This window comes from Pseudomonas sp. SMV71 (assembly GCF_052042015.1).
Taxonomy (GTDB): Bacteria; Pseudomonadota; Gammaproteobacteria; order Pseudomonadales; family Pseudomonadaceae; genus Aquipseudomonas.
In genome coordinates, this window is record NZ_JBKGGU010000014.1 from 167,232 (window position 1) to 192,976 (window position 25,745).

A 25,745-nucleotide genomic window follows, 5' to 3' on the forward strand; every position below is an offset into this window, starting at 1 on the left:
AACCAGATAAAGCCTAAGCTTGTGCAGGGACGGCGCTTTTAGGGCCCCATCCGCGCACCAGCAACCCTCAAGGAGTTCTACATGGCTCAGCTACGCCGCGTCGCGATCATCGGCGGTAACCGCATTCCCTTCGCCCGCTCCAACGGGCCTTATGCCACTGCCAGCAACAAAGCGATGCTGACGGCCGCCCTCGAAGGGCTGATCGAGCGCTACAACCTGCATGGCCTGCACATTGGCGAAGTCGCGGCCGGCGCGGTGCTCAAGCATTCCCGTGACATGAACCTGACCCGTGAATGCGTGCTCGGCTCGCGACTGTCCCCGAGCACTCCGGCCTATGACGTCCAACAGGCGTGCGGCACGGGCTTGGAAACCGTGCTGCTGGTCGCCAACAAGATCGCCCTGGGCCAGATCGATAGCGCTATTGCTGGCGGCGTAGATACCACTTCGGACGCACCGATCGGGGTCAATGAAGGGCTGCGCAAGATCTTGCTGCAAGCTAATCGCGCCAAGACCACCGCCGAGAAGATCAAGGTGTTCCTGCAACTGCGTCCGCAACATCTGGTGCCAGACCTGCCGCGCATCAACGAGCCGCGCACCGGGCTGAGCATGGGCGAGCACTGCGAGTTGATGGCACAGATCTGGCAGATTCCCCGGCAGGAGCAGGATCAGTTGGCCCTGGAAAGCCATCAGAAAATGGCTGCGGCCTACGCCGAAGGTTGGCATAACGACCTGATGACTCCGTTTCTAGGCCTGACCCGGGATAACAACCTGCGCCCGGACCTGACCCTGGAAAAACTCGCGTCCCTCAAGCCCGCTTTCGAAAAAAGCGCCAAGGGCACGCTGACGGCTGGAAACTCTACGCCACTGACCGATGGCGCCTCGCTGGTCCTGTTGGGCAGCGAAGAATGGGCCCAGGCCCGTGGTTTGCCGATCCTGGCGTATCTGCGCGACGGTGAAACGGCGGCGGTGGATTTCGTCAACGGCGCCGAAGGGCTGCTGATGGCCCCAGCCTACGCCGTGCCGCGGCTGCTGGCGCGCAATGGCCTGAGCTTGCAGGATTTTGATTACTACGAGATCCACGAAGCCTTCGCCGCCCAGGTGCTGTGCACCCTCAAGGCCTGGGAAGATCCGGACTATTGCAGGACCCGGCTGGCCCTCGATGCACCGCTGGGAGCGATCGACCGCAGCCGCCTGAACGTCAAGGGCAGCTCTTTGGCTGCCGGGCATCCGTTCGCTGCCACGGGCGGGCGGATCGTCGCTAACCTGGCCAAGCTGCTCGATGCGGCAGGGCGCGGTCGAGGACTGGTTTCCATCTGCGCCGCTGCCGGCCAGGGGGTGACGGCGATTATCGAGCGTTGAGCAGTGCGTCGCTTGGGCGAGCAGCTTGCGCCCGGTGGCGGCTGGCGTAACGCTCGGCCAGGATCGAGCAGACGATTAACTGCAACGGGTGGTAGATCATGATCGGCAGCAGGATCAAGCCAAGACCTGGGTTGTTGCCGAAAATCAACGCGGCCATCGGCACGCCGGCCGCGAGGGATTTCTTGCTGGCGCAGAACACCGCTGCGACTTCATCGGCGCTGTTGAAGTGCAAGGCCCGGGCGGTGCGGGTGGTTGTCCACAGGATAATCGCCAGCAGTACCGCACTGCCGATCACTGCGCTGAACAACACGCCGTTGCCCTGCTGTTGCCAGATGCCGGAAACCATCGAATTGCAGAACGCGGCGTAGACCAGCAGCAGGATCACCAGTTTGTCCATGATGCTCGTGTAGCGTTTGTAGCGCCCGAAGAAGCCGGCCAGCCAGCGCCGCAGGAACTGCCCGAGCACCAGCGGCAACAGCAACATCAGGCACAGGTCGAGCAGGGTCGAGCCCAGGTCGATGCCACCGGCGCCGCGCCCGACCACCAGGCTGACCAGCAGTGGCGTCAGGACTACCCCCAGCACGCTGGACAGGCTCGCGTTGAGAATCGCCGCCGGCACGTTGCCACCGGCGCTGCCGGTCAGGGCCACCGAGGAAGAAATGGTCGAGGGCAGGGCGCACAAGTAGAAGAAGCCGAGCATCAGCAGCGCCGGTACATGACTGCCCAGCAGCCAGTTGCTCAAGACCCAGATCAACGGGAATACGCCGAAGGTAAAGCCTTGCACCATCAAGTGCAGTCGGGTGTTCTTCAGGCCATGGCGGATCTGCTCGCCGGACAGGTTGACCCCGTGCAGGAAGAACACCACGAAGATCCCGATGTTGACCACCCACTCGGCATGCATCGCCCCGCCACTGGCGCCAAAGGTCGGGAAGAAATAGGCCAGCAACGTGGCGAGCAGCATGCCGCAGAGAAACCAGTCGGTCGCCATGCGTTTGAGGTGTCTGAAAATGTGCATAGGGCACCGCAAGTTGTCAGGAAAGTCGACTTAGCCTAACGTCGTACCCAACAGTCGTCTTGCGACATAAGGCCATTCAATGCCGTCTAACGGACACCGACAGCTCGAACGCTCCATTCCCGACCTGACGGAATTGCCCAGGCCGTTGTACGCCCGTGTCGAAAGTTTGCGTGCCGGTTCCTGGACCCAGAACCATCGGCATGACTGGGTGCAGTTTTCCTACGCCATCAGTGGTGTCCTGGGTGTGCACACCGCCGAGGGCAGTTTTTTCGCGCCGCCGCAGCGGGGCATTTGGATTCCGGCCGACCTGGAGCACCACGTCGTGACGTCGACCCGAGCGGAGATGCGCAGCCTTTACGTGCATCGCCAGGCCTGTCCCTGGGCGGACCAGCGCTGCCGGGTGCTGGAAGTCACGCCGCTGGCCCGAGAGCTGATCAAGGTCTTCTGCCAGTTGCCGGCCGATTATCCACAGGGCAATACGCGAGAAGAACGCTTGGTGCAGGTGCTGTTGGACCAGTTGACGACGTTGCCGGAAGTCGGGTTCTCCCTGCCATTGCCGCGGCATGCCCGGCTTCTGGCGCTGTGCAACGAGTTGATCGAGCATCCCGAACAGAACGTCACGTTGCAGGCCTGGGCCGAACGCCTGGGCACCTCGGAGAAAACCCTGATGCGTCTGTTCCAGCGCGAGACCGGCCTGAGTTTTCGCGCCTGGCGTCAGCGTATGCGCCTGTTGTCTTCCCTGGGGCCGCTGGAACAGGGCGAAAGTGTCACTCACGCAGCGTTGTCGTGCGGCTACGACTCGACGTCAGCCTTTATTGCCGCGTTCAAGGTGATGTTCGGTTTTACACCGGGGGAATTGTTCAAGGCTTGAGCTGGGCGCAGTTGCCGAACTTGCCTACGACAGCGGCTGACTCGACTGTCAGCTCTTGTCGCAAATACCCGCGTATTCAGTCACCAACGGCCTATCCGGTCTCGGCTATGATTCGGCTCGGTCGATTTGATCCGGCACATTGTGTGCATCACTGGTTCATAGGTCGGTAACCCCTCCCCGTGGAGCGAGGATTGCCGTATAACGACTGTCATTCGCGTGTTTGGTAATAAAGGACCCTCAATAAAAGCTGATGAAGACTCCAAAACGCATTGAACCCCTGATCGAGGACGGTCTGGTCGACGAGGTGCTGCGCCCACTCATGAGTGGTAAAGAAGCAGCTGTTTATGTGGTGCGCTGCGGCAACGAGCTACGTTGCGCCAAGGTCTACAAGGAGGCGAACAAGCGAAGTTTTCGTCAGGCGGCCGAGTATCAGGAAGGTCGCAAGGTGCGTAACAGCCGTCAGGCCCGGGCCATGGCCAAGGGCTCGAAGTTCGGACGCAAGGAGGCCGAGGACGCCTGGCAGAACGCCGAAGTGGCGGCGCTGTTTCGCTTGGCCAACGCCGGTGTGCGGGTGCCCAAGCCGTACGACTTCCTTGAAGGCGTGCTGTTGATGGAGCTGGTGGCCGATGAGTACGGCGACGCCGCGCCGCGTTTGAATGACGTGGTGTTGGAGCCGGAGCAGGCCCGTGAATATCATGCGTTCCTGATTTCCCAGATCGTGCTGATGCTGTGTACCGGTCTGGTGCACGGCGACCTGTCGGAGTTCAACGTCTTGCTCACGCCGACGGGGCCGGTGATCATCGACCTGCCGCAAGCCGTGGATGCGGCGGGTAACAACCACGCCTTCAGCATGCTGGAGCGGGACGTGGGCAATATGGCGTCTTACTTTGGCCGCTTTGCGCCAGAGCTCAAGCGCACCCGTTATGCGAAGGAAATGTGGGCGCTGTATGAGGCCGGGACTCTGCACCCGGGCAGCGTGCTGACCGGTGAGTTTGCCGAGCCCGATGAGCTGGCGGATGTCGGCGGGGTCATGCGCGAGATCGAAGCGGCCCGCCGGGACGAGGAACGCCGCCAGGCCATCCGCGCCGCGGACGACGCCCCTCCCGGCAAGACCGAAGAACCGCCTCCACCCTGGATGCAGTGATCAGGTGACAAAAAAACCGGCCAAGGCCTGATGCTGTTCTCTAAGGTTTATGACTTGTCGTGGCGAGGGAGCTTGCTCCCGCTGGGCCGGTCCGCGTTCGGGCGTAGAAGCCCCAAAAGCTCGGGACCGCTGCGCGCTCCAGCGGGAGCAAGCTCCCTCGCCACGGGGCGGTGACATCCTGAGTGAACGGTATTGCGGCCAAAGCCGGTTTTTGTGAGCCACAACCTTACGGGGGGGGCTGGCGGATTTGATGTTCGGCGCCGATCCCACAGTTTTTCCGGGGTGTGGCTGACTAGTCAGGCTGGCGCGGCTTGTTTGCAACAGCCCGACGCCAGTTCCTTGAGGATCGGGCAGTCTGGGCGGTGGTCGCCGTGGCAGTGGTCCACCAAGTCTTGCAGGGTGTCGCGCAGTTCGGCCAGTTCGCGGATTCTCTGGTTCAGTTCGTCGATGTGCTGTCGGGCCAGGGCCTTGACGTCAGCGCTGGCGCGTTGGCGGTCTTGCCAGAGGGTCAGCAACTTGCCGACTTCTTCCAGGGAAAAACCAAGGTCCCTGGAGCGCTTGATGAAAGCCAGGGTGTGCAGGTCATCGGCGCTGTAGATCCGATAACCGCTTTCGGTGCGATGGGCGGCCTTGAGCAGTCCGATGGATTCGTAATAGCGGATCATCTTCGCGCTCAGGCCACTCTGGCGGGCCGCTTGGCCGATGTTCATCGCTTGTCCTCCAAATGTTCGGGTGTCCAGAATTTCAACAGTAACGCATTGCTCACCACGCTGACGCTCGACAACGCCATGGCTGCGCCGGCCAACACCGGGTTGAGCAAGCCGAAGGCGGCCAATGGGATGCCGATCAGGTTATAGACGAAGGCCCAGAACAGGTTCTGGCGGATCTTGGCGTACGTCTTGCGGCTGATGTCCAGCGCCGCCGGGACCAGTCGCGGGTCGCCGCGCATCAGGGTAATACCTGAGGCGTGCATCGCCACGTCGGTGCCGCCGCCCATGGCGATGCCAATGTCCGCAGCGGCCAGGGCTGGGGCGTCGTTAATGCCGTCACCCACCATTGCCACCACCGAATGGCGCTTCAATTGTTGGACGATGGCCGACTTGTCCGCTGGCAACACTTCGGCATGCACGTTGGCGATTCCCAGCGCCTCGGCGACCACGCGGGCGCTGCCGCGATTGTCGCCGGTGAGCAAATGGCTTGCGATATCCCGCTCACTCAACGCTTGTATGGTGGCGCTGGCGCCGGGCTTGAGGGTGTCTCCAAAAGCGAACAACCCCAATACCCGAGGCGGGGCGTCTTGCTCGATCAGCCACGAGAGTGTCCGGCCTTCGCTTTCCCAGGCCTGGGCCGATGCGTCCAGTGGGCCCGGACTCAAGCCCAGTTCATCCAGCAAGCGCCGGTTACCCAGGGCCAGGCACTGCCCGTCGAGACTGCCTGCTATGCCGCGCCCGGTCAGGGACTGGCTGTCGATGATGTCCGGCACGTCCAGACCGCGCTCGGCACAGGCGTCCAACACCGCTTTGGCGAGAGGATGTTCACTGCCGCGTTGCAGCGCCCCGGCCTTTTGCAGCAGCGCGTCTTCGTCGCCGTCCGTTGCGTGCAAGTGCGCGATGCGTGGCGTGCCGGAAGTCAGCGTGCCGGTCTTGTCGAACACCACCGTCGCGACTTCATGGGCGCGTTCCAATGCCTCGGCATCCTTGATCAGAATGCCGTGGCGTGCGGCCACGCCGGTACCGGCCATGATCGCCGTCGGCGTCGCCAGGCCCAGGGCGCAAGGGCAGGCAATCACCAATACGGCGACCGCATTGATCAATGCGCTTTCCAGCGGCGCCCCATACAGCCACCAGCCGACCAACGTCGCCAGGGCCAGCAACAGGACCACGGGAACGAAGACCTGACTGACTTTATCCACCAGTTTCTGAATCGGCGCCTTGGCGGCCTGGGCGTCTTCCACCAGACGGATAATGCGCGCCAGCACGGTTTCCGCACCCAGCGCCTGGGTGCGCACCAACAATCGACCTTCACCGTTGATGGCGCCTCCGGTGACCCGGTCGCCGGGTTGCTTGGGTATCGGCAGGCTTTCGCCACTGATCAGAGCTTCGTCGGCGTGGCTCTGGCCTTCCAGCACCTCGCCATCCACCGGAAAGCGTTCGCCGGGTTTGACCAGCACGAGGTCATTCAAGCGCAAGGCACTGATGGCAACCTCCCGCTCTTGACCTTCGACCACCTGGATCGCCCGCTCCGGCCGCAGCGCTTCAAGGGCCCGGATGGCGCCGGCGGTCTGCCGTTTGGCGCGGCTTTCCAGGTATTTGCCCAACAGCACCAAAGCGATCACCACTGCCGAGGCTTCGAAATACAGGTGCGGCATGCTGCCGGGGCGGGCGATGGCCCATTCATAAAGGCTCAGACCATAGCCGGCGCTGGTGCCCAGGGCCACCAGTAGATCCATGTTCCCGGCTCCGGCGCGCACGGCTTTGAAGGCCGCGACATAAAAGCGTGCGCCGAAGATGAACTGCACAGGGGTCGCCAGGGCGAACTGCGCCCAGGCCGGCAACATCCAGTGCACGCCCAGCGGTTGCAGGAGCATGGGCAGCACCAGCGGTATGGACAGCAGGATCGCTAGCATGAGCACCAGTCGTTCGCGGTGCAGTAGGTGGACTTGTGGAGAATGGGGCTGGTCGGTCTGCCAGACCTCGGCGTCATAGCCGGCCCGCTTGACCGCATCGATCAGGGTTCGTGGATCGATCTGACCGAGCAACTCCAGGTGGGCGCGCTCGTTGGCAAGATTGACGTTGACGCTGCGCACGCCGCCGATCTTGCCCAGGGCGCGTTCGACCCGACCGACGCATGAGGCGCAGGTCATGCCTTCGATGCTCAAATCCAGGGTGTGCACCGGTACGCTATAGCCGGCCTGTTCGACCGCCTGCATCAAGGCCGGGAGGCTATCTTCCGGCGCCTGGACCCGCGCCTGTTCGGTCGCCAGGTTGACGCTGACGTTGCGGGTCCCGGTAACCTTGTTCAACGCCCGCTCGACCCGCCCGGCGCAGCTGGCGCAGGTCATGCCGGCAATCGGCAGATCGAAAGTGATGGATTCAGACATCGGCCAGGCTCCCTGTAGTGGATGACTACAGGATCAACCTTGCCATGCGGGCAAGGTCAAGTGCCAATCCAAAGGTTTGCGCGGACCCTTTGTGGGAGCGAGCTTGCTCGCGAAGGCGTCGGCACATTCGACATCGATGCAAGCTGATCCACCGCTTTCGCGAGCAAGCCCGCTCCCACATGGATCTGCTTGTGTGTCAGTACCCCAGCCCAGTCTGCTTCAGGTACATCCCTTGTTCATTCATGGCGATGCGGTACTTGAGGATATCGCCTGCCCTGAGGGTAATGTTCTGGGAGCCCGGTGCGAGCATGCCCGGGTTGCATCCCGGCGCCTGGCCCGGCAGCAGTTTCAGGCGCAAGGAAAACTGCCCCGGCGGCAGATTGAAAGAGGTGCTGCCTTCCTGGAACAGGCGCGCCGTGAGCTGGTCTTGAATGTAGACGCCGATTTCGCAAGACGTCGCCACTTCCAGGCGCTCGCGGGAAATGATCAGCACGCCATAATCTTCGCCGGCGGCCGATGCGTGGGGGACCACTGCTGAAAAACCGAGCATGCAAAACAGGCTGAACGCTGACCAGCGCATGGCTGAACCTCCGGTGTTAAATCCTTGATGTGTGCAGCTTGGCTGAGCGCGATGCCGATTGCCAGCCCGGCAGTTTTCGCCAGAACTTGACCTTGCCATGAGGGCAAGCTTGAAACTGGTTTCAACCTCAATCCAGGGAGTCATCTCATGCAGACTTACAACGTTCAGGGCATGTCTTGCGGTCACTGCGTCAAGGCCATTACTCAGGCGGTGCAGGCCAGGGATCCGGCGGCAGATGTACAGGTCGACCTCGGTGCCCACACTGTCCGGGTCCAGAGTTCGCTATCGGCCGAGGCCGTGATGCAGGTCATCAAGGAAGAGGGATACGACATCAGCCCGGCTTGAAGTTTTTTTGATCGTTAGCGACCTATCGGAATGTTCAAGGGTGTCCGGCAGAGCTAGACTGTCGGGCTGTCGAACGACGCCTGACCAGGACGCCTGATGAACCTTCGTATCATTCTGATTCTCGGCGCCTTGAGCGCTTTCGGTCCGTTGGCGATCGATTTCTACCTACCGGCCTTCCCGGCCATGGCCAGCGCCTTCGGGACTGACGAGAAACACATCCAACTGACCCTGGCGGCCTACTTTCTCGGACTGTCCATCGGGCAGTTGGCCTACGGGCCGGTGGCGGATCGCTTCGGCCGACGTATTCCATTGTTGACTGGTGTCGGATTGTTCACCGTGGCATCTGCGGCTTGCGCTTACGCACCGAGCCTGGAGTGGCTGATCGGCATGCGTTTCGTCCAGGCTCTGGGCGGATGTGCCGGGATGGTGATTTCCCGGGCGGTGGTCAGCGACAAATGCGACGCGGTGGGTTCGGCCAAGGTCTTCTCGCAACTGATGCTGGTGATGGGCCTGGCGCCGATCCTCGCACCGATGCTGGGCGGGTTGCTGGTGAACCTGCACGGCTGGCAATCGATCTTCATTGCCCTGACCCTGTTCAGCGCACTGGCAGCGGCGGGCGTGGCCTTGTGGCTGCCGGAAAGCCTGCCGGACCATGTACCTCGGCAACCGTTGTCCGGTGCGCTGCGCCAGTACGGTCGCCTGTTGACTGACTGGGTTTTCCTCGGCCATGCCCTGACGGGGGGCATTGCCATCGCCGGGATGTTTGCCTACATCACCGGCTCGCCGTTCGTCTTCATCAAACTCTACGGGGTACCGGCGGAGCACTTTGGCTGGTTGTTCGGCACCAACGCGGCGGGCTTTATCCTGGTTGCCCAGGTCAACGCCCGGTTGTTGTCCAAGCGTGGTCCGGCGTTCCTGTTGACCCGGGCGGTATGGATTTACCTGGCGGCCGGGTTGAGTCTGCTGGTGGCCTGCTCGCTGAAGCCCATGCATTTGTGGCCATTATTGATCCCGCTGTTCATCTACATTGCCAGCTTGGGTTGCATCCTTCCCAATGCCTCGGCCTGCGCGATGAACGGGCAGGGCGCCCGGGCCGGCAGTGCGTCGGCGCTGATGGGATGCCTGCAATTTTCCGTGGCCGCCGGGGCCGCCGCCTTGGTGGCGGCGCTGCATGACGGCAGCGCCGTACCGATGGCGTTGGTCATCAGCCTGTGCGGCTTGCTGGTGGTGAGCGCGGCTATGCTGACCCGCCGCCTGCAAAACGCCCGTGCGTTGGCCCAGGCCGCTCACAGGGTTGATTCAGCCCAGGGTTGATTCAGCCGGCCGCGCGCTGCTGATGTTCGGGAATAGGATGGGGCGCGCGAAGTCGCGCTTGCAGGGTGGTGGCAAAGGCTTGGGCCTCGGCCTCAGAGCGGAACGTGACAACGTGCTGGTCAAGGCGCACTTGCCATTGGGATTTTGCCACTTCTTTTATCAGGATCTTCATTGCTGACCTCCTCACGTAAAAGATTGCGTTGCAAAGGCCTCGAGTGTAGACCCGAATGCGATCGCAAATGTGACAAGGGTCAATTCTCGGACTGACGGTTGGGCCGTCCGGCTCAATACCATCTTGTAGATGAAGGCGCTTGTGTGGCGAGGGAGCTTGCTCCCGCTTGGGTGCGTAGCGCCCATATATAGCTGCGCAGCGCCCTCATTAGGGGCTGCTACGCAGCCCAGCGGGAGCAAGCTCCCTCGCCACAATGGACATCTCAAGAAGCCACGCCTTTATCGTGGGTCAGAAACCTTCGAGCACGATTTTGCCCTTGGCCTTGCCGCTTTCCAGCAGCGCATGAGCCCGGCGCAGGTTCTCGGCGTTGATGGTGCCGAAATGCTCGCCGACGGTGGTTTTCAACGTACCGGCGTCGATCAACTGCGCCACGCGATTGAGCAACTTGTGCTGTTCGATCATGTCAGGCGTTTCGAACAGCGAGCGGGTGTACATGAATTCCCAATGCAGCGACAGGCTCTTGCGCTTGAGCTTGGTCACGTCCAGCATCTTGGGATCGTCGATCAATGCCAGTTTGCCTTGGGGGGCCAAGGCTTCCACCAACTGGTCCAGATGCTGGTCGGTCTGGGTCAGGCTGGCGACGTGGGTTACCTGGGGCTGGCCGGCGGCCTTGAGCATGTCGCTCAAAGGTTGGCTGTGGTCGATGACCAGGTCGGCGCCCAACGCCCGCACCCACTCCTGGGTCTGTGGACGGGAAGCGCTGCCTATCACTTTCGAGCCGGTGAGCTGGCGCGCCAGTTGCGTCAGGATCGAACCCACGCCACCCGCAGCGCCGACGATCAACAGGCTCTGGCCCTGGTCTTGCTGGCCTTGCTCGATACCCAGCCGTTCGAACAGCAACTCCCAGGCGGTAATGGCAGTCAGTGGCAGCGCTGCGGCCTCGGCGAAATCCAGGGTCTTGGGCATGTGGCCGACGATGCGCTCGTCCACCACGTGCAGTTCGCTATTGCCGCCGGCCCGGGCGATGGAGCCGGCGTAGAAGACCTTGTCCCCGGCCTTGAACAGGGTCACTTCGCTGCCCACCGCTTTCACCACGCCGGCCACGTCCCAGCCCAGGACCTTGGCGGCGCCATCTTCCGGCTGGACGTTCTGGCGCACCTTGGTATCCACCGGGTTGACCGAGATGGCCCGCACCTCCACCAGCAAGTCCCGGGGGCCGGCGACAGGTTCCGGCAGTTCGATGTCCTGCAGCGAGAGTGGGTCATTGATGGGCAACGAATGATAGTAGGCGATGGCTTTCATGAAGCGACTCCGTGAGTGAATACAATGGCGCCATGGTTAGCTATTTATCGCCGCGATAAAACCGGCTAAAAGAACAGGCTCTTTCAACATTATTTTGAAAATGGAACGAGCATGCTTCGATTCGATGACTTGCAACTGTTTGTCCGGGCGGCGGACCTGGGCAGTCTCTCGGCCGCCGCCAGGGTCATGGACCTGTCGGCGGCGGTGGCCAGCGCCGCCTTGAAGCGGATCGAGCAGCACCTGGGCGCAAGGTTGCTCGCTCGTTCCACCCGCAGCCTGCGCCTGACCGCCGAAGGCGAGAGCTTCCTCGAATATGCCCGGGCTGCATTGAGCAGCCTGGACGAAGGGCGGCGGTTGTTGACCAGCGGCCAGGACCAGGTCAGCGGCGTGTTGCAGCTGTCCGCGCCCTCGGACCTGGGCCGCAACCTGCTGCTGCCCTGGCTGGATGAGTTTCAGCGCGAGCATCCCGGGCTGACGGTGCGGCTGCTGCTGGGCGACCGCATTGCCGACCTGTTCAAGCAACCGGTGGACATTGCCTTGCGTTACGGCGAGCCCGAGGACTCGAGCCTGGTGGCCTTGCCCGTCGCCGCCGATAACCGCCGAGTGCTATGTGCATCCCCTGAGTACCTGGCCCGCCATGGCGAGCCCCGGCAACTGGAGCAGTTGGCTCAGCACAATTGCCTGCTGTACATGCTCGGTAGCCGGGTGCATGACCGCTGGTGTTTTCATGACGGCAAGCGCGAAGTGAGCCTGACCGTCAGCGGTGACCGCTTCAGCGACGATGCCGATGTGGTGCGGCGCTGGGCGGTGGCAGGGGCGGGGATTGCCTATAAGTCGTGGCTGGACGTGTCCACCGATGTGCTTGCCGGGCGCCTGAAGATCCTTTTGCCGCACCTGCAATGCGAGCGCGCGCCGCTCAATCTGCTCTGCGCGCACCGGGCGCAATTGAGCAAGCCGATCAACCTGCTCCGGGAAATGCTCCAGGTTCGCTGCGCTCAGTTGACGGCTCGATTCCCGCGCTCGCCGGGGGCCGGTCAATAGTCGCAGGTAAAAAGAGAATTTTCCCTCACGAACAATCGCCTCCAAAGGTTTCTGGAGGACAGGCAACCCCGATCGTCATGCTTATACTAGCGGCCGCCTGAGTCGGCGCGGCTTCGAACCGCCTCCGGCGGCCTCATCGCCGGTCAATGCGCCAGAGCGGTAGAAGAATGATTCAACAGGGAGTGAATACATGGAACATGCACCTTGCATCAGCCAGATCGCCACGCTGCTGGCTGACCCCAAGCGCAGCGCAATGATGTGGGCGCTGATGGACGGCACGGCCCGACAGGCCGAAGAGTTGGCCTTGCTTACCGGACTTTCGCCGTCCTCGGCCAGTGCGCACCTGGGGCGCCTGTCCGCCGGTGGCCTGTTGAAAGTCGAAGCCCGGGGACGCAAACGGTTTTTCCGCCTTGCAGCCCCCGAGATCGGCGCCGCCGTGGAGGCCCTGGCCAGTGCAACGCTCGCCAGTGCGCCGCGGCAGATTCCGGAGGTCTTCAAGCGCGCAGTCATGGGGGCCAAGGCACCGACCGCCCCCGCTTCGTTGATACGGGCCAGGCTTTGCGATGATCACCTGGGAGGCACCCTGGCCGCCGATCTGTATCAGCGTCTGGTGGACGCCGGCTGGATCGAACAGTACGAGCAGCGCGTAGTCGTCAGCCTCAAAGGGGCCAATGAATTGGCCAGCCACGGTCTGTTCATCCAGGCGTTGGCTCATCGCAACGCGCGCATTGCGTGTGCCTGCCCGGATTGGAGCGAACGTCGTCCGCACCTCGGCGGCGCGTTGGGGGCGGCTTTGCTGCAACTGTTCATGCAATCCGGCTGGCTGAGCCTGCCCAGCGACTCACGAGCCTTGCAGTTGACAGCGCTTGGCCAGCAGGAACTCCATCGGTTCGCCCGGCAGGAAAGCCTGGAGATGGCGCTCCCGTAAATATCCCTGGCGGCGTCGCCCAGGGCTGTCGGCAGGTCGCATTCAACAATCGCCACCTGTGCGGTTCGCGCACACTCGGTCCGGGGATTATCCGATTGGGAGAGGCGATATGGACACTCACGGTTACAGCGCGGCAGAGCGCCTGGAGCGATTGCCCATCAGCGGGTATCACCGGGTCATTTTCATCATCATCGCCCTGGCGTTCTTCTTCGATTCCATGGACCTGGCGATGATGACGTTCCTGTTGGGGTCGATCAAAGCCGAGTTCGGCCTGAGCACGGCCCAGGCCGGATTGCTGGCCAGTTCCAGCTTTTTCGGCATGGTGGTGGGCGCATCGTTGTCGGGCATGCTGGCTGATCGCTTCGGGCGTAAACCGGTGTTCCAGTGGAGCATCGTGTTGTGGGGCGTCGCCAGTTACTTGTGTTCCACGGCCCAGGATCTGCAGACATTGACGTTGTTTCGCATCCTGTTGGGCGTCGGCATGGGCATGGAGTTTCCGATTGCCCAGTCGATGCTTTCGGAACTGATCCCGGCCAGGCGCCGCGGCCGCTACATTGCCTTGATGGACGGCTTCTGGCCGTTGGGTTTCGTCGCCGCAGGCGTGCTGTCGTATTTTCTGCTGCCGGTGATCGGCTGGCGGGACATCTTCCTGGTGCTGGCGATACCGGCGGTGTTTGTCCTGGTGATCCGTTTTTTCATACCCGAGTCGCCGCGCTGGCTGGAACAGGCCGGGCGGGGAGATGAGGCGAACGCGGTGCTGAGCCGAATCGAGGACAAGGTTCGCGCCTCGCTGGGGCGTCAGGATCTGCCGGAGCCGATCCGCTTGCCGAGGTTGGCAAGTGCGCCGGGCAACTTCTTTTCCGCTCTGGCCCAGATATGGTCGCCGCTGTACCGCCAGCGCACGATGATGATCTGGAGCGTCTGGTTCTTTGCTTTGCTCGGTTTCTATGGCCTGACATCCTGGCTCAGTGCATTGCTGCAGCAGTCGGGTTTCGCGGTGACTCAGTCGGTGTACTACACGGTGCTGATTTCCCTGGGCGGGATTCCCGGTTTCCTGATGGCGGCCTGGCTGGTGGAGCGTTGGGGACGCAAGCCGGTATGCGTCATCACGCTGCTGGGCGGCGGGGTGATGGCGTTTCTTTATGGCCAGAGCGCGGTGTTCGGTGGCAACGTCGGCCTACTGATCGGCACCGGACTGTCGATGCAGTTTTTCCTGTTCGGCATGTGGGCCGTGCTCTACACCTACACGCCAGAGCTTTATCCCACCTCGGCACGGGCCACGGGCTCGGGCTTTGCCTCGGCGGTCGGGCGCATCGGCTCGCTGCTCGGGCCTTTAGTGACCGGGCTGGTGTTTCCCATTACCGGACAGGGCGGGGTGTTCGCCTTGGGCGCACTGTGTTTTGCCGTCGCGGCGGGGGTGGTCTGGTTATTCGGGATGGAGACGCGGGGCAAGACGTTGGAGGAGTTGAGTGAGGTCACCCGCTAAACATCATTTTCCCCTGTGGGAGACTGGCCCTCTGTGGGAGCGAGCCTGCTCGCGATAGCGGTCTGACATCCAAGATCGATGTCGACTGAACCACCGCTATCGCGAGCAGGCTCGCTCCCACAGGTACGGTTTGGTCGAGGCCTACGGCTTCACCAACCGCGCATCCAGACTGTTCTGCGCCAGGCGCTTGGCCTGATCCTGGGTCATGCCCAGGTGGGTGTGCAGCGCATGGAAGTTTTCCGTGACATAGCCGCCGAAGTACGCCGGGTCATCGGAGTTCACCGTGACTTTCACACCCCGCTCGAGCATGTCGAGAATGTTGTGCTGCGACATGTCGTCGAACACGCACAGCTTGGTGTTGGACAACGGACACACCGTCAATGGGATCTGCTCGTCGATGATCCGCTGCATCAGTCGCTCGTCTTCGATGGCCCGCACGCCGTGGTCGATGCGCTGGATCTTCAGCAGGTCCAGGGCTTCCCAAATGTACTCGGGCGGGCCTTCTTCTCCGGCGTGGGCGACGGTCAGGAAGCCCTCGTTGCGCGCACGGTCGAAGACTCGCTGGAATTTGCTCGGCGGATGCCCCATCTCCGAACTGTCCAGGCCCACGGCCACGAATGCATCACGGAACGGCAGGGCCTGGTCGAGGGTTTGCTGGGCCTGCTCTTCGCTCAGGTGGCGCAGGAAGCTCAGGATCAGGCCGCTGGTGATGCCCAGCTGCTGTTCACCGTCCTTGAGCGCGGCGGCGATGCCGTTGAGCACCACTTCGAACGGGATGCCCCGGTCGGTGTGGGTCTGCGGATCGAAGAACGGCTCGGTGTGAATGACGTTCTGCGCCTTGCAACGCAACAGGTACGCCCAGGTCAGGTCGTAGAAATCCTGGGAGGTACGCAAGACATCGGCGCCCTGGTAATACAGGTCGAGAAACTCCTGCAGGTTGTTGAAGGCGTAGGCCTTGCGCAGGGTGTCCACGTCGCTCCAGGGCAGGGCGATCTTGTTGCGCTCGGCCAGGGCGAACAGCAGCTCGGGTTCCAGCGAACCCTCCAGGTGCAGGTGCAATTCAGCCTTGGGCAGGGCGTTCAGCCAGTCATACATAGTCTGTTCTCATCAGTGAATCGATGGCGGGCATTCTACAGGGGCTGGCGGCAATGTCTGGTAAAACCTGACCGGCTGATCCACTAAACTTCGGGTGGCCTGCGCTGGCGAAGAGGGGACATACCCGACGAAACGTTCGCCGCCCACCACAGTCTAGTAGCTCATGACCCCCGTCTACCGTGACAGGCCCGTGATGCTCACTTTTATCAAGCAAGAAAAATTGCTGTTGCTCGCGCTGATCGCCGCGTTTGTCGCCTACCCGTTGGAACACTGGCTGTTGGGCAGCGGGCGGATGGTGGCGTTGGTTGGCGGGCTGGCGCTGATCGGCTTCATCGTTGCCGCCTCCATGCGCGTGGCCCATCATGCCGAACTGCTGGCGGAAAAGGTCGGCGATCCTTACGGCACCATGATCCTGACCCTGTCGGCGGTGCTGGTGGAAGTGGTGATCCTGGCGATCATGATGAGCAACGAAGCGTCGCCGACACTGGTGCGGGACACGATCTACTCAGCGGTGATGCTCGACATCAACGGCATCCTCGGGCTGGCGGCGCTGATGGGTGGGATCAAGCATGGCGAGCAGGTCTATAACGACGACTCGGCGCGCACCTACAGCGTGATGATCCTGACCGCCATGGGCGTGTCGATGGTGGTGCCGGAGTTCATACCATCCCAGAGCTGGAAAACCTACTCGGCGTTTACCATCGGCGCGATGATCGTGCTGTACACCCTGTTCCTGCGTATGCAGGTGGGGCCCCACAGTTATTTCTTCAGCTACAGCTACCCGGAAAAACGCCGCAAGAAAGAGCCGGTGGAGAATGAGCCGGCGCCCATCAGCCTGACGTTTTCCATCGGTGCGCTGGTGTTTGGCGTGGTGCTGATCGGAGCGCTGGCCGAGGTCATGTCCAAGGCCATCGACCTGGGGCTGGAAGGCTCGGGGGCGCCGCCGGTGGTCACGGCGATCCTGGTGGCGGCCATTTCCGCCGCCCCGGAAATTCTCACGGCCTTGCGTGCCGCCCTGGCGAACCGCATGCAGTCAGTGGTGAACATCGCATTGGGGGCTTCGTTGTCCACCGTTATCCTGACGGTTCCGGTGATGGAAGCCATGGCGCTCTATACCGGCCAACCCTTCCAGATGGCCATGACCCCGGTGCAGACGGTGATGATCTTCATTACCCTGATCGTCAGTGCCATCAACCTCAACGATGGCGAAACCAATGCCATCGAAGGCATGACTCATTTCGTGTTGTTTGCGACGTTTATCATGTTGTCGTTGCTGGGGCTCTAAATTTGTTAAATGACCCTTGTGGGAGCGGGCTTGCTCGCGAAGGCGGTGTGTCAGTGAAATGAATGTCTGCTGACACTCCGCTTTCGCGAGCAAGCCCGCTCCCACATTGGATTGATGTTGGGTCAGTCGTCGGCAATCAACTCCCGCGCCGCCTGGCTGTGATCGGCAATCAAGCCTTTCAAGTCCAACCCCTCGACCTGGCCGTCAATCACCCGCCATTGCCCGCCGATCATCACCCGATCGGCTCGGTCCGCACCGCACAGCAGCAAGGCCGAGATCGGGTCGTGGCTGCCGGAAAAGCGCAATTCGTCGAGCTTGAACAGCGCCAGGTCGGCCTGCTTGCCCGCTGCCAGCTCACCGATGTCGCTGCGTCCCAGCAGTTGCGCCGAGCCCCGGGTCGCCCAGCCCAGCACGCGTTCTGGCGTGATGGCTTGCGCGCCGTAGCGCAGGCGCTGGATGTACAGGGCCTGGCGGGTTTCGAGGAGCATGTTCGAGGCGTCGTTGGAGGCCGAGCCGTCCACCCCAAGCCCCACTGGAGCGCCGGCGGCGATCAGGTCAAGGGTCGGGCAAATGCCTGAGGCCAGGCGCATGTTGGAGCTGGGGCAATGACAGATGCCGGTGCCGGCGGCGCCCAGTCGGCTGATTTCATCGGGATTGAAGTGAATGCCATGGGCCAGCCAGGTGCGTGGGCCGAGCCAGCCGACGCTGTCCAGATAGTCCACGGTGCGCAGGCCGAAACGTTGCAGGCAGAAGTCTTCTTCGTCGAGGGTTTCGGCCAGGTGCGTGTGCAAGCGGACATCGAGCGTGTGCGCCAGATCGGCGCTGGCGCCCATGATCTCGGGGGTGACTGAAAAGGGCGAGCAGGGCGCCAGGGCAATCTGGATTTGCGCACCTTCGCCACGCTCATGGTATCGGTCAATCAGCCGCTGGCTGTCATCGAGAATTACCTGGCCCTGTTGCACGGTCTGCTGGGGCGGCAAGCCGCCGTCGGCTTCGCCCAGGCTCATGGAGCCGCGGGTCAGCATCGCACGCATGCCCAACTCCCGGACACTTTGAACTTGCACATCAATGGCGTTTTCCAGGCCGTCCGGAAACAGGTAATGGTGATCGGCCGCCGTGGTGCAGCCCGACAGCAGTAACTCGGCCAATGCGACTTTAGTCGCCAAGGCGAGCTTCTTCGGCGTCAGCCGTGCCCACACCGGGTACAGGGTTTTCAGCCATGGAAACAAGGGCTGGTTTACCACCGGTGCCCAGGCGCGGGTCAAGGTCTGGTAGAAGTGATGATGGGTGTTGATCAAGCCCGGCAGGATGACATGCTCGCGGGCATCGAAGATCACATCGCAGGGTTGACCGGGCTGCTCGCCGGCGCGCAGCAGTTCGACGATCACACCGTCATGCAGGACGAGGCCGCCACGGGCATCGAGATCGTTGGCAGTGAAGATAGCGAGGGGGTTTTGTAACCAGGTACGGGTCGCAGGCATGGTGGCCGGCTCCTCTGAAAGTGGGTTCAGGTTAGCCAGCTCAGTGATGCCCTGTCTGCTGATCCAGGGTCGCCGGTGGGGGCAAGGTTCGGAGTTTACTCAGGTTGCTCGGCGAATTTCCAGCGCCGGACGCAGATCAAACTGTGGGAGCGAGCAGGTTCGCTCCCACAGTGGGCAAGCGTTCTATTTACCAGGGAATCGTCTCGCCCTTGTAGTTGACGAAGTGATGCCCGCCCTTGCCGGCGAACGCGTTGACCTGGTCGATCAACCCCCGGGTACTGGTTTCAACGTCGATGTCCGCGCCTTCACCTCCCATGTCCGTCTTGACCCAGCCGGGATGCAGCGAAAGCACGGTCAATGTCTGTTCGCCTAACTGGCTGACAAAGCTGTTGGTCATGGAGTTGAGCGCCGCCTTGCTGGCCTTGTACAGCGCCAGTTCCGGCGCGTCGGGCATGGTCACGCTGCCCAGTACCGAACTCATGAACGCCAGCACGCCGCTGCCTTCGCGGATCTGGCCGACGAAGCGCTGGGCCAGGTTGATCGGTGCCACGGCATTGGTGAAGAACAGTTGACCGACTTCGGCCAGTGTCGCTCCGCCCGGGTTTTGATTGTCCGGCCCTTTGACGCCGGCATTGACGAACAGCAGGTCGAAGACTTCACCCTTGAGCTGCTGGCTCAGGGCGATGACAGCTTGCTGATCGTCCATGTCCAGTTTTTCGATCCGTACCGCGCCCAGCGCTTGCAGAGCTTCGGCGTTCTGCGGGTTGCGCACGGTGGCGGTTACGTTCCAGCCGTCGCCGAGCAGCGTTTTCACCAGACCCAGGCCCAAGCCCCGGGAGGCGCCAATGATCAATGCTTTTTTTGCCGAGTTCATGAGGGGGCATCCTTGAAAGGAAAGGTCACGGATTTAATGGACAACATTGCCCGAGCCATTGTTTCAGCTCGTGACGCAACACGTCAGGTTCAATCATGCTGGTTTCGGACAGGGTGAGATTCTACCGCTATCTTGAGTGGTTAAAAAATGACCAAGCGCCTGCGGGCTATGCCTTTCATGGGGTAGGCGCAGCCATGAACGGCTTATCCACAGGATGCTCCACAGTTATTGTGCGCAAGCCTGATACTCGGGCATAAGCGCCGCGGGGTTTTCTTCTAAAGGTGCTAAACCGTTGCAAGCGGTTGTTTTGTAGATGAAATCAGCCAGCACACGGGAATTTGACCAAAAAATGAACAGCGCCCTGAAAGCCGCATGACAGAAGGGTTGCAGGCGAATGTGCTCAGGTTATCCACAGCCGGGTGCACAGTGGATGTGGGCAAGTTGAACGATTGCGCGATGCGATCTCAACGGGTCAGAAGGATCCGCCCACGGCTCAGGTCGGCCAGCTGCTTTTGCAATGCCTGGATGTGCGCCTCGCCTACGGCTATCTGCAACTCCACGCCGTTGGCGGTGAAGCTTTCTTCAGTCACCAAGCCGCCACATTCGGCGACGCGCAGCTTCACCAGGGGCAGCTCGGCGAATCCACAGGCACAGCGCAATGCCACGCGGCTGATCAGTTCGATCTTCTCGGCATTTTGCAGGCATTTGTTCGCGCCGCCGCCGTAAGCCCGGGCCAACCCACCCGTGCCCAACTGAATGCCGCCGTACCAGCGGATCACCAGCACCACGACTTGATCACAGGACTGCGCTTCGATGGCGGCCAGGATCGGCCGCCCAGCGGTGCCACCGGGTTCGCCATCGTCGTTGCTGCGGTATTGATCGCCGAGCTTCCAGGCCCAGCAATTGTGCGTGGCGTCCAGGTCGCTGTGTTGTTCGATGAAGGACTGGGCTTCAGCGGGGCTGGTAATGGGCGCGGCGAGGGTGATGAAGCGGCTTTTGCGAATCTCTTCGCGGTACTCGCAAAAACCGGCAAGGGTAAAGGGCATGGGAAAATCTTAAAGAACAGGGTTGAGGCCGCAGCCCTTGAGAATGATGCGAATCAGGTTGTCGCCGGCCTCGATCATGTCTTGCTTGGTCAGCTTGCTGCGACCGGTCACGCGGCAGATCTGGGTGGCGAAGTCGGCGTAGTGCTGGGTGCTGCCCCAGAGCAGGAAGATGAGGTGAACCGGGTCGACCGGATCCATTTTGCCCGCATCGATCCAGGCCTGGAACACGGCGGCCCGGCCGCTGAACCAGACGCGGTAGTCCTGGTTGAAATATTCGCTCAGGCATTCGCCTCCGCTGATCACTTCCATGGCAAACAACCGCGATGCCTGGGGTTGGCGACGGGAGAATTCCATCTTGGCGCGGATATAGCGGGTCAGGGCCTCGGCCGGATCGTCTTCGGCGGTCAGGGTGTTGAAGGTGCTGTCCCACAACTCAATGATATTACTCAACACCGCCACGTACAGACCGAGTTTGTTGGTGAAGTAATAATGCAGGTTAGCCTTGGGCAGCCCGGCCCGCAGGGCGATGGCGTTCATGCTGGTGCCCTTGAACCCGTGGCGGGCGAATTCATCTTCGGCGGCCTTGAGAATGGTCTCTTCGTTCTTTTGACGAATGCGACTGGTGGGCTTGCCACCGTGGGCAGGGACTTCAAAGGTCATGGACGTTTCCGGGCTGGGTCTGTGGGGCAAGCAAATGCGTTGATAGCGCACCGGCGGCGATCCGACAAGTGCCATGGTTATAAAAGCACTTCAATGGGACTGGTCAGATCCTGGTGGGAGCGGGCTTGCTCGCGAATGCGGACTCGCATGCGACCTATATTCGACTGGTAAACCACCTTCGCGAGCAAGCCCGCTCCCACAAAAGAAAAGGCTCAGCGAGTCGCTGCCAGGCTTTCGAGAAAACTTTCCAGCACCAGGTGAGGCCGCCTGCCCTTACGAGTGACCGAGGCCAGGCTCAGGTCATAAAAACGTGTCGCAGGTTTCAAGGCCCGCAACCGGCCTTGCTGGACCCAGAGATTGGCGTAGTGATCCGGCAAGTAGCCGATGTAGCGCCCGGTGAGAATCAGGAACGCCATGCCTTCGCGGTCCGATGCGCTGGCGGTGCAATTGAGCGCCTGATAATGGGCCTGGATCTCGGCGGGTAAGCGGAAGGTTGGGGCAATGGCGTCCTGGCTGTTCAGCCGGGCATCTTCCAGTTGTTGGTCATCGGCGTAGAACAATGGATGCCCGACCGCGCAGTACAGCAGCGACCGTTCGCTGTAGAGCGGTTGGTATTCGAGCCCCGACAAGGCACTGGCCTGGGGGACCACGCCAACATGCAGTCGGCCGTCAAGCACGCCCTGCTCGACTTCGTTGGGGGCGATCATGCGGATCTGAATCTGCACATCAGGGCCGCGCTCTTTCAATTGGGCCAGCGCGTGGGTGATGCGCATGTGGGGCAGAGTGACGAGGTTGTCCGTCAGGCCGATTGTCAGCTCGCCGCGCAAATGCTGGTGCAGCCCGTTGACCTCAGTGCGAAAGCTCTCCAGCGCACTTAGTAGTTGCAACGCCGACTGATACACCTCACGGCCTTCCTCGGTCAGAGAGAAGCCCGCGCGTCCACGCTGACACAGCCGCAAGCCGAGGCGTTGTTCGAGGTCGCTCATTTGCTGGCTGATGGCCGAGCGACCAATACCCAGCACCGTTTCGGCCGCAGAGAACCCGCCACACTCCACTACGCTGCGAAAAATCCGCAGCAGGCGGATATCAAAGTCGCTGACCTGGGCCAGTGGATCGGGACGGCGAACGCTCATTGTTTAGTGATCCGCTGACTGAAGGTTAGAAAAGTTGGATTTCCCGGACTCTATCGCCGTGGCAACTTAGCTTCAAGAACGCTTTCGATTCCTGCTGCTTTTCTTCTGCGAGGTTTTGTCGATGAACATGCCCGAACACGCTGCCGGCTCTCTGGCCAGCCAGCTCAAGCTTGATGCCCACTGGATGCCCTATACCGCCAACCGTAATTTCCAGCGCGACCCGCGCCTGATTGTGGGCGCCGAGGGCAGTTGGCTGGTGGACGACAAGGGGCGCAAGGTCTACGACTCGCTGTCGGGCCTGTGGACCTGCGGCGCCGGGCACACTCGCAAGGAGATCCAGGAAGCGGTCGCCGAACAACTGGGCACTCTCGATTATTCGCCGGGCTTCCAATACGGCCATCCGCTGTCGTTCCAACTGGCGGAAAAAATTACCAGCCTGACCCCGGGCAATCTCAATCATGTGTTCTTCACCGACTCAGGTTCGGAGTGCGCTGATACAGCGGTGAAAATGGTCCGTGCCTACTGGCGCCTCAAGGGGCAATCGACCAAGACCAAGATGATCGGCCGCGCCCGTGGCTACCACGGTGTGAACATCGCCGGCACCAGCCTGGGCGGCGTCAGTGGCAACCGCAAACTGTTCGGCCAGGCCATGCACGATGTCGATCATTTGCCCCACACCTTGCTGGCGAGCAACGCCTATTCGCGTGGCATGCCGAAAGAGGGCGGTATCGCCCTGGCCGATGAGCTGCTCAAACTGATCGAATTGCATGATGCTTCCAATATTGCGGCGGTCTTCGTTGAGCCGATGGCCGGTTCCGCCGGGGTGCTGGTGCCACCTGAAGGCTATCTCAAGCGCCTGCGGGAAATCTGCGACCAGCACAGCATCCTTTTGGTGTTCGACGAAGTGATTACCGGTTTCGGGCGCACCGGTTCGATGTTCGGCGCGCAAAGCTTCGGCGTGACCCCCGACCTGATGTGCATCGCCAAGCAAGTCACCAACGGTGCGATCCCCATGGGCGCGGTGATTGCCAGCACCGAGATCTACCAGACCTTCATGAACCAACCGACGCCTGAATATGCGGTGGAGTTTCCTCACGGCTACACGTACTCGGCGCATCCGGTGGCGTGCGCGGCAGGCTTGGCAGCGTTGGATCTGTTGCAGAAGGAAAATCTGGTGCAAAGCGTGGCCGAGGTAGCGCCGCATTTCGAGAACGCCTTGCATGGTTTGAAGGGTTCGAAAAACGTCATCGATATTCGCAACTATGGCCTGGCCGGGGCGATCCAGATTGCACCGCGCGATGGCGATGCGATTGTGCGCCCATTCGAGGCGGGTATCGCGCTGTGGAAAGCCGGGTTCTACGTGCGGTTCGGCGGCGACACCTTGCAGTTCGGACCAACCTTCAACAGCAAGCCGCAGGATCTGGATCGCTTGTTCGATGCGGTCGGTGAAGTGCTGAACAAGCTCGACTGACGCACTTCTTCCTTAACAAGTTGAATCAAGGGCGTCTGGTTACGGGCGCCTGTGGATAAAAATCTGGAGTCCCCATGAGCCTCATCCCGCACCTGATCAATGGCGAACTGCTGAGCGACAGCGCCCGTACTGCCGATGTGTTCAATCCATCGACCGGTCAGGCGATTCATAAAGTGCCGCTGGCCGACCGCGCGACCATCCAGCAAGCCATCGACGCCGCCAGCGCGGCTTATCCGGCCTGGCGCAAGACACCAGCGGCCAAACGCGCGCAGGTGATGTTTCGTTTCAAGCAATTGCTGGAGCAGAACGAGTCGCGCATCGCGCAACTGATCAGCGAAGAGCATGGCAAGACCCTGGAAGACGCAGCCGGTGAACTCAAGCGTGGCATCGAGAACGTTGAGTTCGCCTGTGCGGCGCCGGAAATTCTGAAAGGCGAATACAGCCGCAACGTAGGACCGAATATCGACGCTTGGTCAGACTTCCAGCCCTTGGGTGTGGTGGCGGGCATCACGCCGTTCAATTTCCCGGCCATGGTGCCGTTGTGGATGTATCCGCTGGCAATCGTCTGTGGCAACTGCTTCATCCTCAAGCCGTCCGAGCGCGATCCGAGTTCGACGCTGTTGATTGCCCAGTTGTTGTTAGAAGCCGGGCTGCCCAAGGGCGTGTTGAGCGTGGTGCATGGTGATAAAGCTGCGGTGGACGCACTGATCGAAGCGCCGGAGGTGAAGGCGCTGAGCTTTGTCGGCTCGACACCGATCGCCGAATACATCTATGCCGAGGGCACTCGGCGCGGTAAACGCGTCCAGGCGCTGGGCGGGGCGAAGAACCATGCGGTGCTGATGCCGGATGCCGACCTGGATAACGCGGTCAGCGCGCTGATGGGCGCGGCGTACGGTTCTTGCGGTGAGCGTTGCATGGCGATTTCGGTGGCGGTGTGTGTCGGTGACCAAGTGGCTGATGCGTTGGTCTCCAAGTTGGTGCCACAGATCCAGGCGCTGAAAATCGGTGCAGGTACGTCTTGTGGGTTGGACATGGGCCCCCTAGTTACCGGTCAGCACCGGGATAAAGTCAGTGGCTATATAGAAGACGGCGTCGCGGCGGGTGCGTCGCTGATCGTCGACGGCCGCGGCCTGAGTGTGGCGGGCAATGAAGAAGGCTTCTTCCTGGGTGGTTGCCTGTTTGACCGCGTTACGCCAGAGATGCGCATCTATAAAGAAGAGATCTTTGGGCCGGTACTGTGTATCGTCCGGGTCAACAGCCTGGAAGAGGCGATGCAGCTGATCAACGATCATGAATACGGCAACGGCACTTGCATCTTTACCCGGGATGGCGAGGCGGCGCGGTTGTTCTGTGACGAGATCGAAGTGGGCATGGTGGGCGTCAACGTTCCATTGCCGGTGCCGGTTGCGTATCACAGCTTTGGCGGCTGGAAGCGCTCGCTGTTCGGCGATCTGCATGCTTATGGCCCCGACGGTGTACGCTTCTATACGCGTCGCAAGGCGATTACCCAGCGCTGGCCGCAGCGTGCCAGTCATGAAGCGTCGCAGTTCGCGTTTCCGAGTTTGTAATCGGTAGATAAAGAGGCCGGCACTTTATAAGCGCCGGCTTCTTTGTTTGCAGGGGTTCCTGATCGATGTGACAGAAATATTGAAATAGGAGTTGACGGCAGATTTCAGGTGTCTATAATTCGCCCCACTTCCGGCGCAGTCGAAACGGAAAACTCCTTGATATTCAATGAGTTACTTAGTTTTCAATGGCGGCTTGCTTCAGTTCATCGAAGCCTGGAAGGAGTCGACAGGGCAGTTGTAGTAGTGCCCATTGACGGTTCGATCTTCTCGGTCGAAAGCGGTGAAAAAGAGGTGTTGACAGCAGCGGCTAACGCTGTAGAATTCGCCTCCCGCTAACGAGAGATCGGAAGCGCAAGTGGTTGAAGTTGTTATTGTTTCTCAAGCGAAACTTTAAAAACTTCCTGAAATAACCGCTTGACAGATACACGGGGCGCTGTAGAATGCGCGCCTCGGTTGAGACGAAAGGCTCAGCCAG

23 protein-coding genes are annotated in these 25,745 nt (G+C 61.3%); 11 read left to right on the top strand and 12 right to left on the bottom strand.

Annotation, left to right across the window (positions count from 1 at the left end):
* Positions 1-81: 81 nt before the first annotated feature.
* Positions 82-1,359, top strand: coding sequence for an acetyl-CoA C-acetyltransferase (locus tag ACLEJQ_RS16485; protein WP_440796602.1), 1,278 nt, complete (start codon positions 82-84; stop codon positions 1,357-1,359).
* On the opposite strand, the gene ACLEJQ_RS16490 is transcribed toward ACLEJQ_RS16485, so the two are convergent.
* Positions 1,346-2,374, bottom strand: a complete 1,029-nt coding sequence (locus ACLEJQ_RS16490) for a bile acid:sodium symporter family protein (RefSeq protein ID WP_440796603.1) — start codon at positions 2,372-2,374, stop codon at positions 1,346-1,348. The two genes, ACLEJQ_RS16485 and ACLEJQ_RS16490, sit on opposite strands and share 14 nt — an antisense overlap.
* 79 nt (positions 2,375-2,453) lie before the next feature.
* On the opposite strand from ACLEJQ_RS16490, the gene ACLEJQ_RS16495 reads away from it, so the two are divergent.
* Together ACLEJQ_RS16495 and ACLEJQ_RS16500 are read left to right on the top strand one after the other, a co-directional pair.
* Entirely contained in the window at positions 2,454-3,245 is a 792-nt protein-coding gene (locus tag ACLEJQ_RS16495; RefSeq protein WP_440796604.1) for an AraC family transcriptional regulator, read from the top strand.
* 250 nt (positions 3,246-3,495) lie between these two features.
* Entirely contained in the window at positions 3,496-4,389 is an 894-nt protein-coding gene (locus tag ACLEJQ_RS16500) for a PA4780 family RIO1-like protein kinase (protein WP_440796605.1), read from the top strand.
* Between the two features lie 296 nt (positions 4,390-4,685).
* Here ACLEJQ_RS16500 and cueR read toward each other — a convergent pair whose 3' ends face one another.
* From cueR to ACLEJQ_RS16515, 3 genes are all read right to left on the bottom strand, one after another.
* Positions 4,686-5,099 (bottom strand): Cu(I)-responsive transcriptional regulator, encoded by a 414-nt coding sequence (cueR, locus tag ACLEJQ_RS16505; protein WP_440796606.1) that lies wholly within the window; start codon positions 5,097-5,099, stop codon positions 4,686-4,688.
* Positions 5,096-7,489, bottom strand: coding sequence for a heavy metal translocating P-type ATPase (locus ACLEJQ_RS16510; protein ID WP_440796607.1), 2,394 nt, complete (start codon positions 7,487-7,489; stop codon positions 5,096-5,098). Before ACLEJQ_RS16510 ends, cueR begins: the two co-directional genes overlap by 4 nt.
* 196 nt (positions 7,490-7,685) lie before the next feature.
* Positions 7,686-8,069: a hypothetical protein gene (locus ACLEJQ_RS16515; RefSeq protein WP_440796608.1), complete on the bottom strand. Its 384-nt coding sequence runs from the start codon at positions 8,067-8,069 to the stop codon at positions 7,686-7,688.
* A 147-nt stretch (positions 8,070-8,216) separates the two neighbouring features.
* Here ACLEJQ_RS16515 and ACLEJQ_RS16520 point away from each other — a divergent pair, with 147 nt between their 5' ends.
* Both ACLEJQ_RS16520 and ACLEJQ_RS16525 read left to right on the top strand, forming a co-directional pair.
* Positions 8,217-8,414 carry a heavy-metal-associated domain-containing protein gene (locus ACLEJQ_RS16520; RefSeq protein ID WP_440796609.1) on the top strand — a complete coding sequence of 66 codons (198 nt, stop codon included), beginning with the start codon at positions 8,217-8,219 and terminating at the stop codon, positions 8,412-8,414.
* 96 nt (positions 8,415-8,510) lie between these two features.
* Positions 8,511-9,728 (top strand): Bcr/CflA family multidrug efflux MFS transporter, encoded by a 1,218-nt coding sequence (locus ACLEJQ_RS16525; protein ID WP_440796610.1) that lies wholly within the window; start codon positions 8,511-8,513, stop codon positions 9,726-9,728.
* A 1-nt stretch (position 9,729) separates the two neighbouring features.
* Here ACLEJQ_RS16525 and ACLEJQ_RS16530 read toward each other — a convergent pair whose 3' ends face one another.
* On the bottom strand, positions 9,730-9,900 hold the full coding sequence (locus ACLEJQ_RS16530) for a hypothetical protein (RefSeq protein ID WP_440796611.1): 171 nt from the start codon (positions 9,898-9,900) through the stop codon (positions 9,730-9,732).
* A 288-nt stretch (positions 9,901-10,188) separates the two neighbouring features.
* Positions 10,189-11,202 carry a zinc-binding alcohol dehydrogenase family protein gene (locus tag ACLEJQ_RS16535; RefSeq protein WP_440796612.1) on the bottom strand — a complete coding sequence of 338 codons (1,014 nt, stop codon included), beginning with the start codon at positions 11,200-11,202 and terminating at the stop codon, positions 10,189-10,191.
* A 111-nt stretch (positions 11,203-11,313) separates the two neighbouring features.
* Here ACLEJQ_RS16535 and ACLEJQ_RS16540 point away from each other — a divergent pair, with 111 nt between their 5' ends.
* The 3 genes from ACLEJQ_RS16540 (at position 11,314) to ACLEJQ_RS16550 (ending at position 14,657) form a co-directional block, all read left to right on the top strand.
* On the top strand, positions 11,314-12,243 hold the full coding sequence (locus ACLEJQ_RS16540) for a LysR family transcriptional regulator (RefSeq protein WP_440796613.1): 930 nt from the start codon (positions 11,314-11,316) through the stop codon (positions 12,241-12,243).
* Positions 12,244-12,433: 190 nt separating this feature from the next.
* Entirely contained in the window at positions 12,434-13,171 is a 738-nt protein-coding gene (locus ACLEJQ_RS16545; protein WP_440796614.1) for an ArsR/SmtB family transcription factor, read from the top strand.
* A gap of 109 nt (positions 13,172-13,280) precedes the next feature.
* On the top strand, positions 13,281-14,657 hold the full coding sequence (locus ACLEJQ_RS16550; protein ID WP_440796615.1) for an MFS transporter: 1,377 nt from the start codon (positions 13,281-13,283) through the stop codon (positions 14,655-14,657).
* 141 nt (positions 14,658-14,798) lie between these two features.
* On the opposite strand, the gene ACLEJQ_RS16555 is transcribed toward ACLEJQ_RS16550, so the two are convergent.
* A complete protein-coding gene (locus ACLEJQ_RS16555) occupies positions 14,799-15,752 on the bottom strand; it encodes an adenosine deaminase (RefSeq protein ID WP_440796616.1) in 954 nt (317 codons plus the stop codon).
* A 193-nt stretch (positions 15,753-15,945) separates the two neighbouring features.
* On the opposite strand from ACLEJQ_RS16555, the gene ACLEJQ_RS16560 reads away from it, so the two are divergent.
* Positions 15,946-17,037 (top strand): calcium:proton antiporter, encoded by a 1,092-nt coding sequence (locus tag ACLEJQ_RS16560; RefSeq protein WP_440796628.1) that lies wholly within the window; start codon positions 15,946-15,948, stop codon positions 17,035-17,037.
* 122 nt (positions 17,038-17,159) lie between these two features.
* Here the strand turns inward: ACLEJQ_RS16560 and ACLEJQ_RS16565 are convergent, their stop codons facing one another.
* The 5 genes from ACLEJQ_RS16565 to ACLEJQ_RS16585 all read right to left on the bottom strand — a co-directional run bounded on the left by ACLEJQ_RS16565 (position 17,160) and on the right by ACLEJQ_RS16585 (position 22,231).
* Positions 17,160-18,518: an 8-oxoguanine deaminase gene (locus tag ACLEJQ_RS16565; RefSeq protein ID WP_440796617.1), complete on the bottom strand. Its 1,359-nt coding sequence runs from the start codon at positions 18,516-18,518 to the stop codon at positions 17,160-17,162.
* A gap of 187 nt (positions 18,519-18,705) precedes the next feature.
* A complete protein-coding gene (locus tag ACLEJQ_RS16570) occupies positions 18,706-19,392 on the bottom strand; it encodes an SDR family oxidoreductase (protein ID WP_440796618.1) in 687 nt (228 codons plus the stop codon).
* Positions 19,393-19,856: 464 nt separating this feature from the next.
* Complete coding sequence (locus ACLEJQ_RS16575) at positions 19,857-20,438, bottom strand: IMPACT family protein (protein WP_440796619.1); 582 nt, start codon at positions 20,436-20,438, stop codon at positions 19,857-19,859.
* Positions 20,439-20,447: 9 nt separating this feature from the next.
* Positions 20,448-21,098 carry a TetR/AcrR family transcriptional regulator gene (locus tag ACLEJQ_RS16580; RefSeq protein WP_440796620.1) on the bottom strand — a complete coding sequence of 217 codons (651 nt, stop codon included), beginning with the start codon at positions 21,096-21,098 and terminating at the stop codon, positions 20,448-20,450.
* Positions 21,099-21,310: 212 nt separating this feature from the next.
* Complete coding sequence (locus ACLEJQ_RS16585) at positions 21,311-22,231, bottom strand: LysR family transcriptional regulator (RefSeq protein WP_440796621.1); 921 nt, start codon at positions 22,229-22,231, stop codon at positions 21,311-21,313.
* A gap of 121 nt (positions 22,232-22,352) precedes the next feature.
* Here ACLEJQ_RS16585 and ACLEJQ_RS16590 point away from each other — a divergent pair, with 121 nt between their 5' ends.
* Positions 22,353-23,702, top strand: coding sequence for an aspartate aminotransferase family protein (locus ACLEJQ_RS16590; protein ID WP_440796622.1), 1,350 nt, complete (start codon positions 22,353-22,355; stop codon positions 23,700-23,702).
* A gap of 74 nt (positions 23,703-23,776) precedes the next feature.
* Entirely contained in the window at positions 23,777-25,270 is a 1,494-nt protein-coding gene (locus tag ACLEJQ_RS16595; RefSeq protein WP_440796623.1) for a CoA-acylating methylmalonate-semialdehyde dehydrogenase, read from the top strand.
* Positions 25,271-25,745 lie beyond the last annotated feature (475 nt).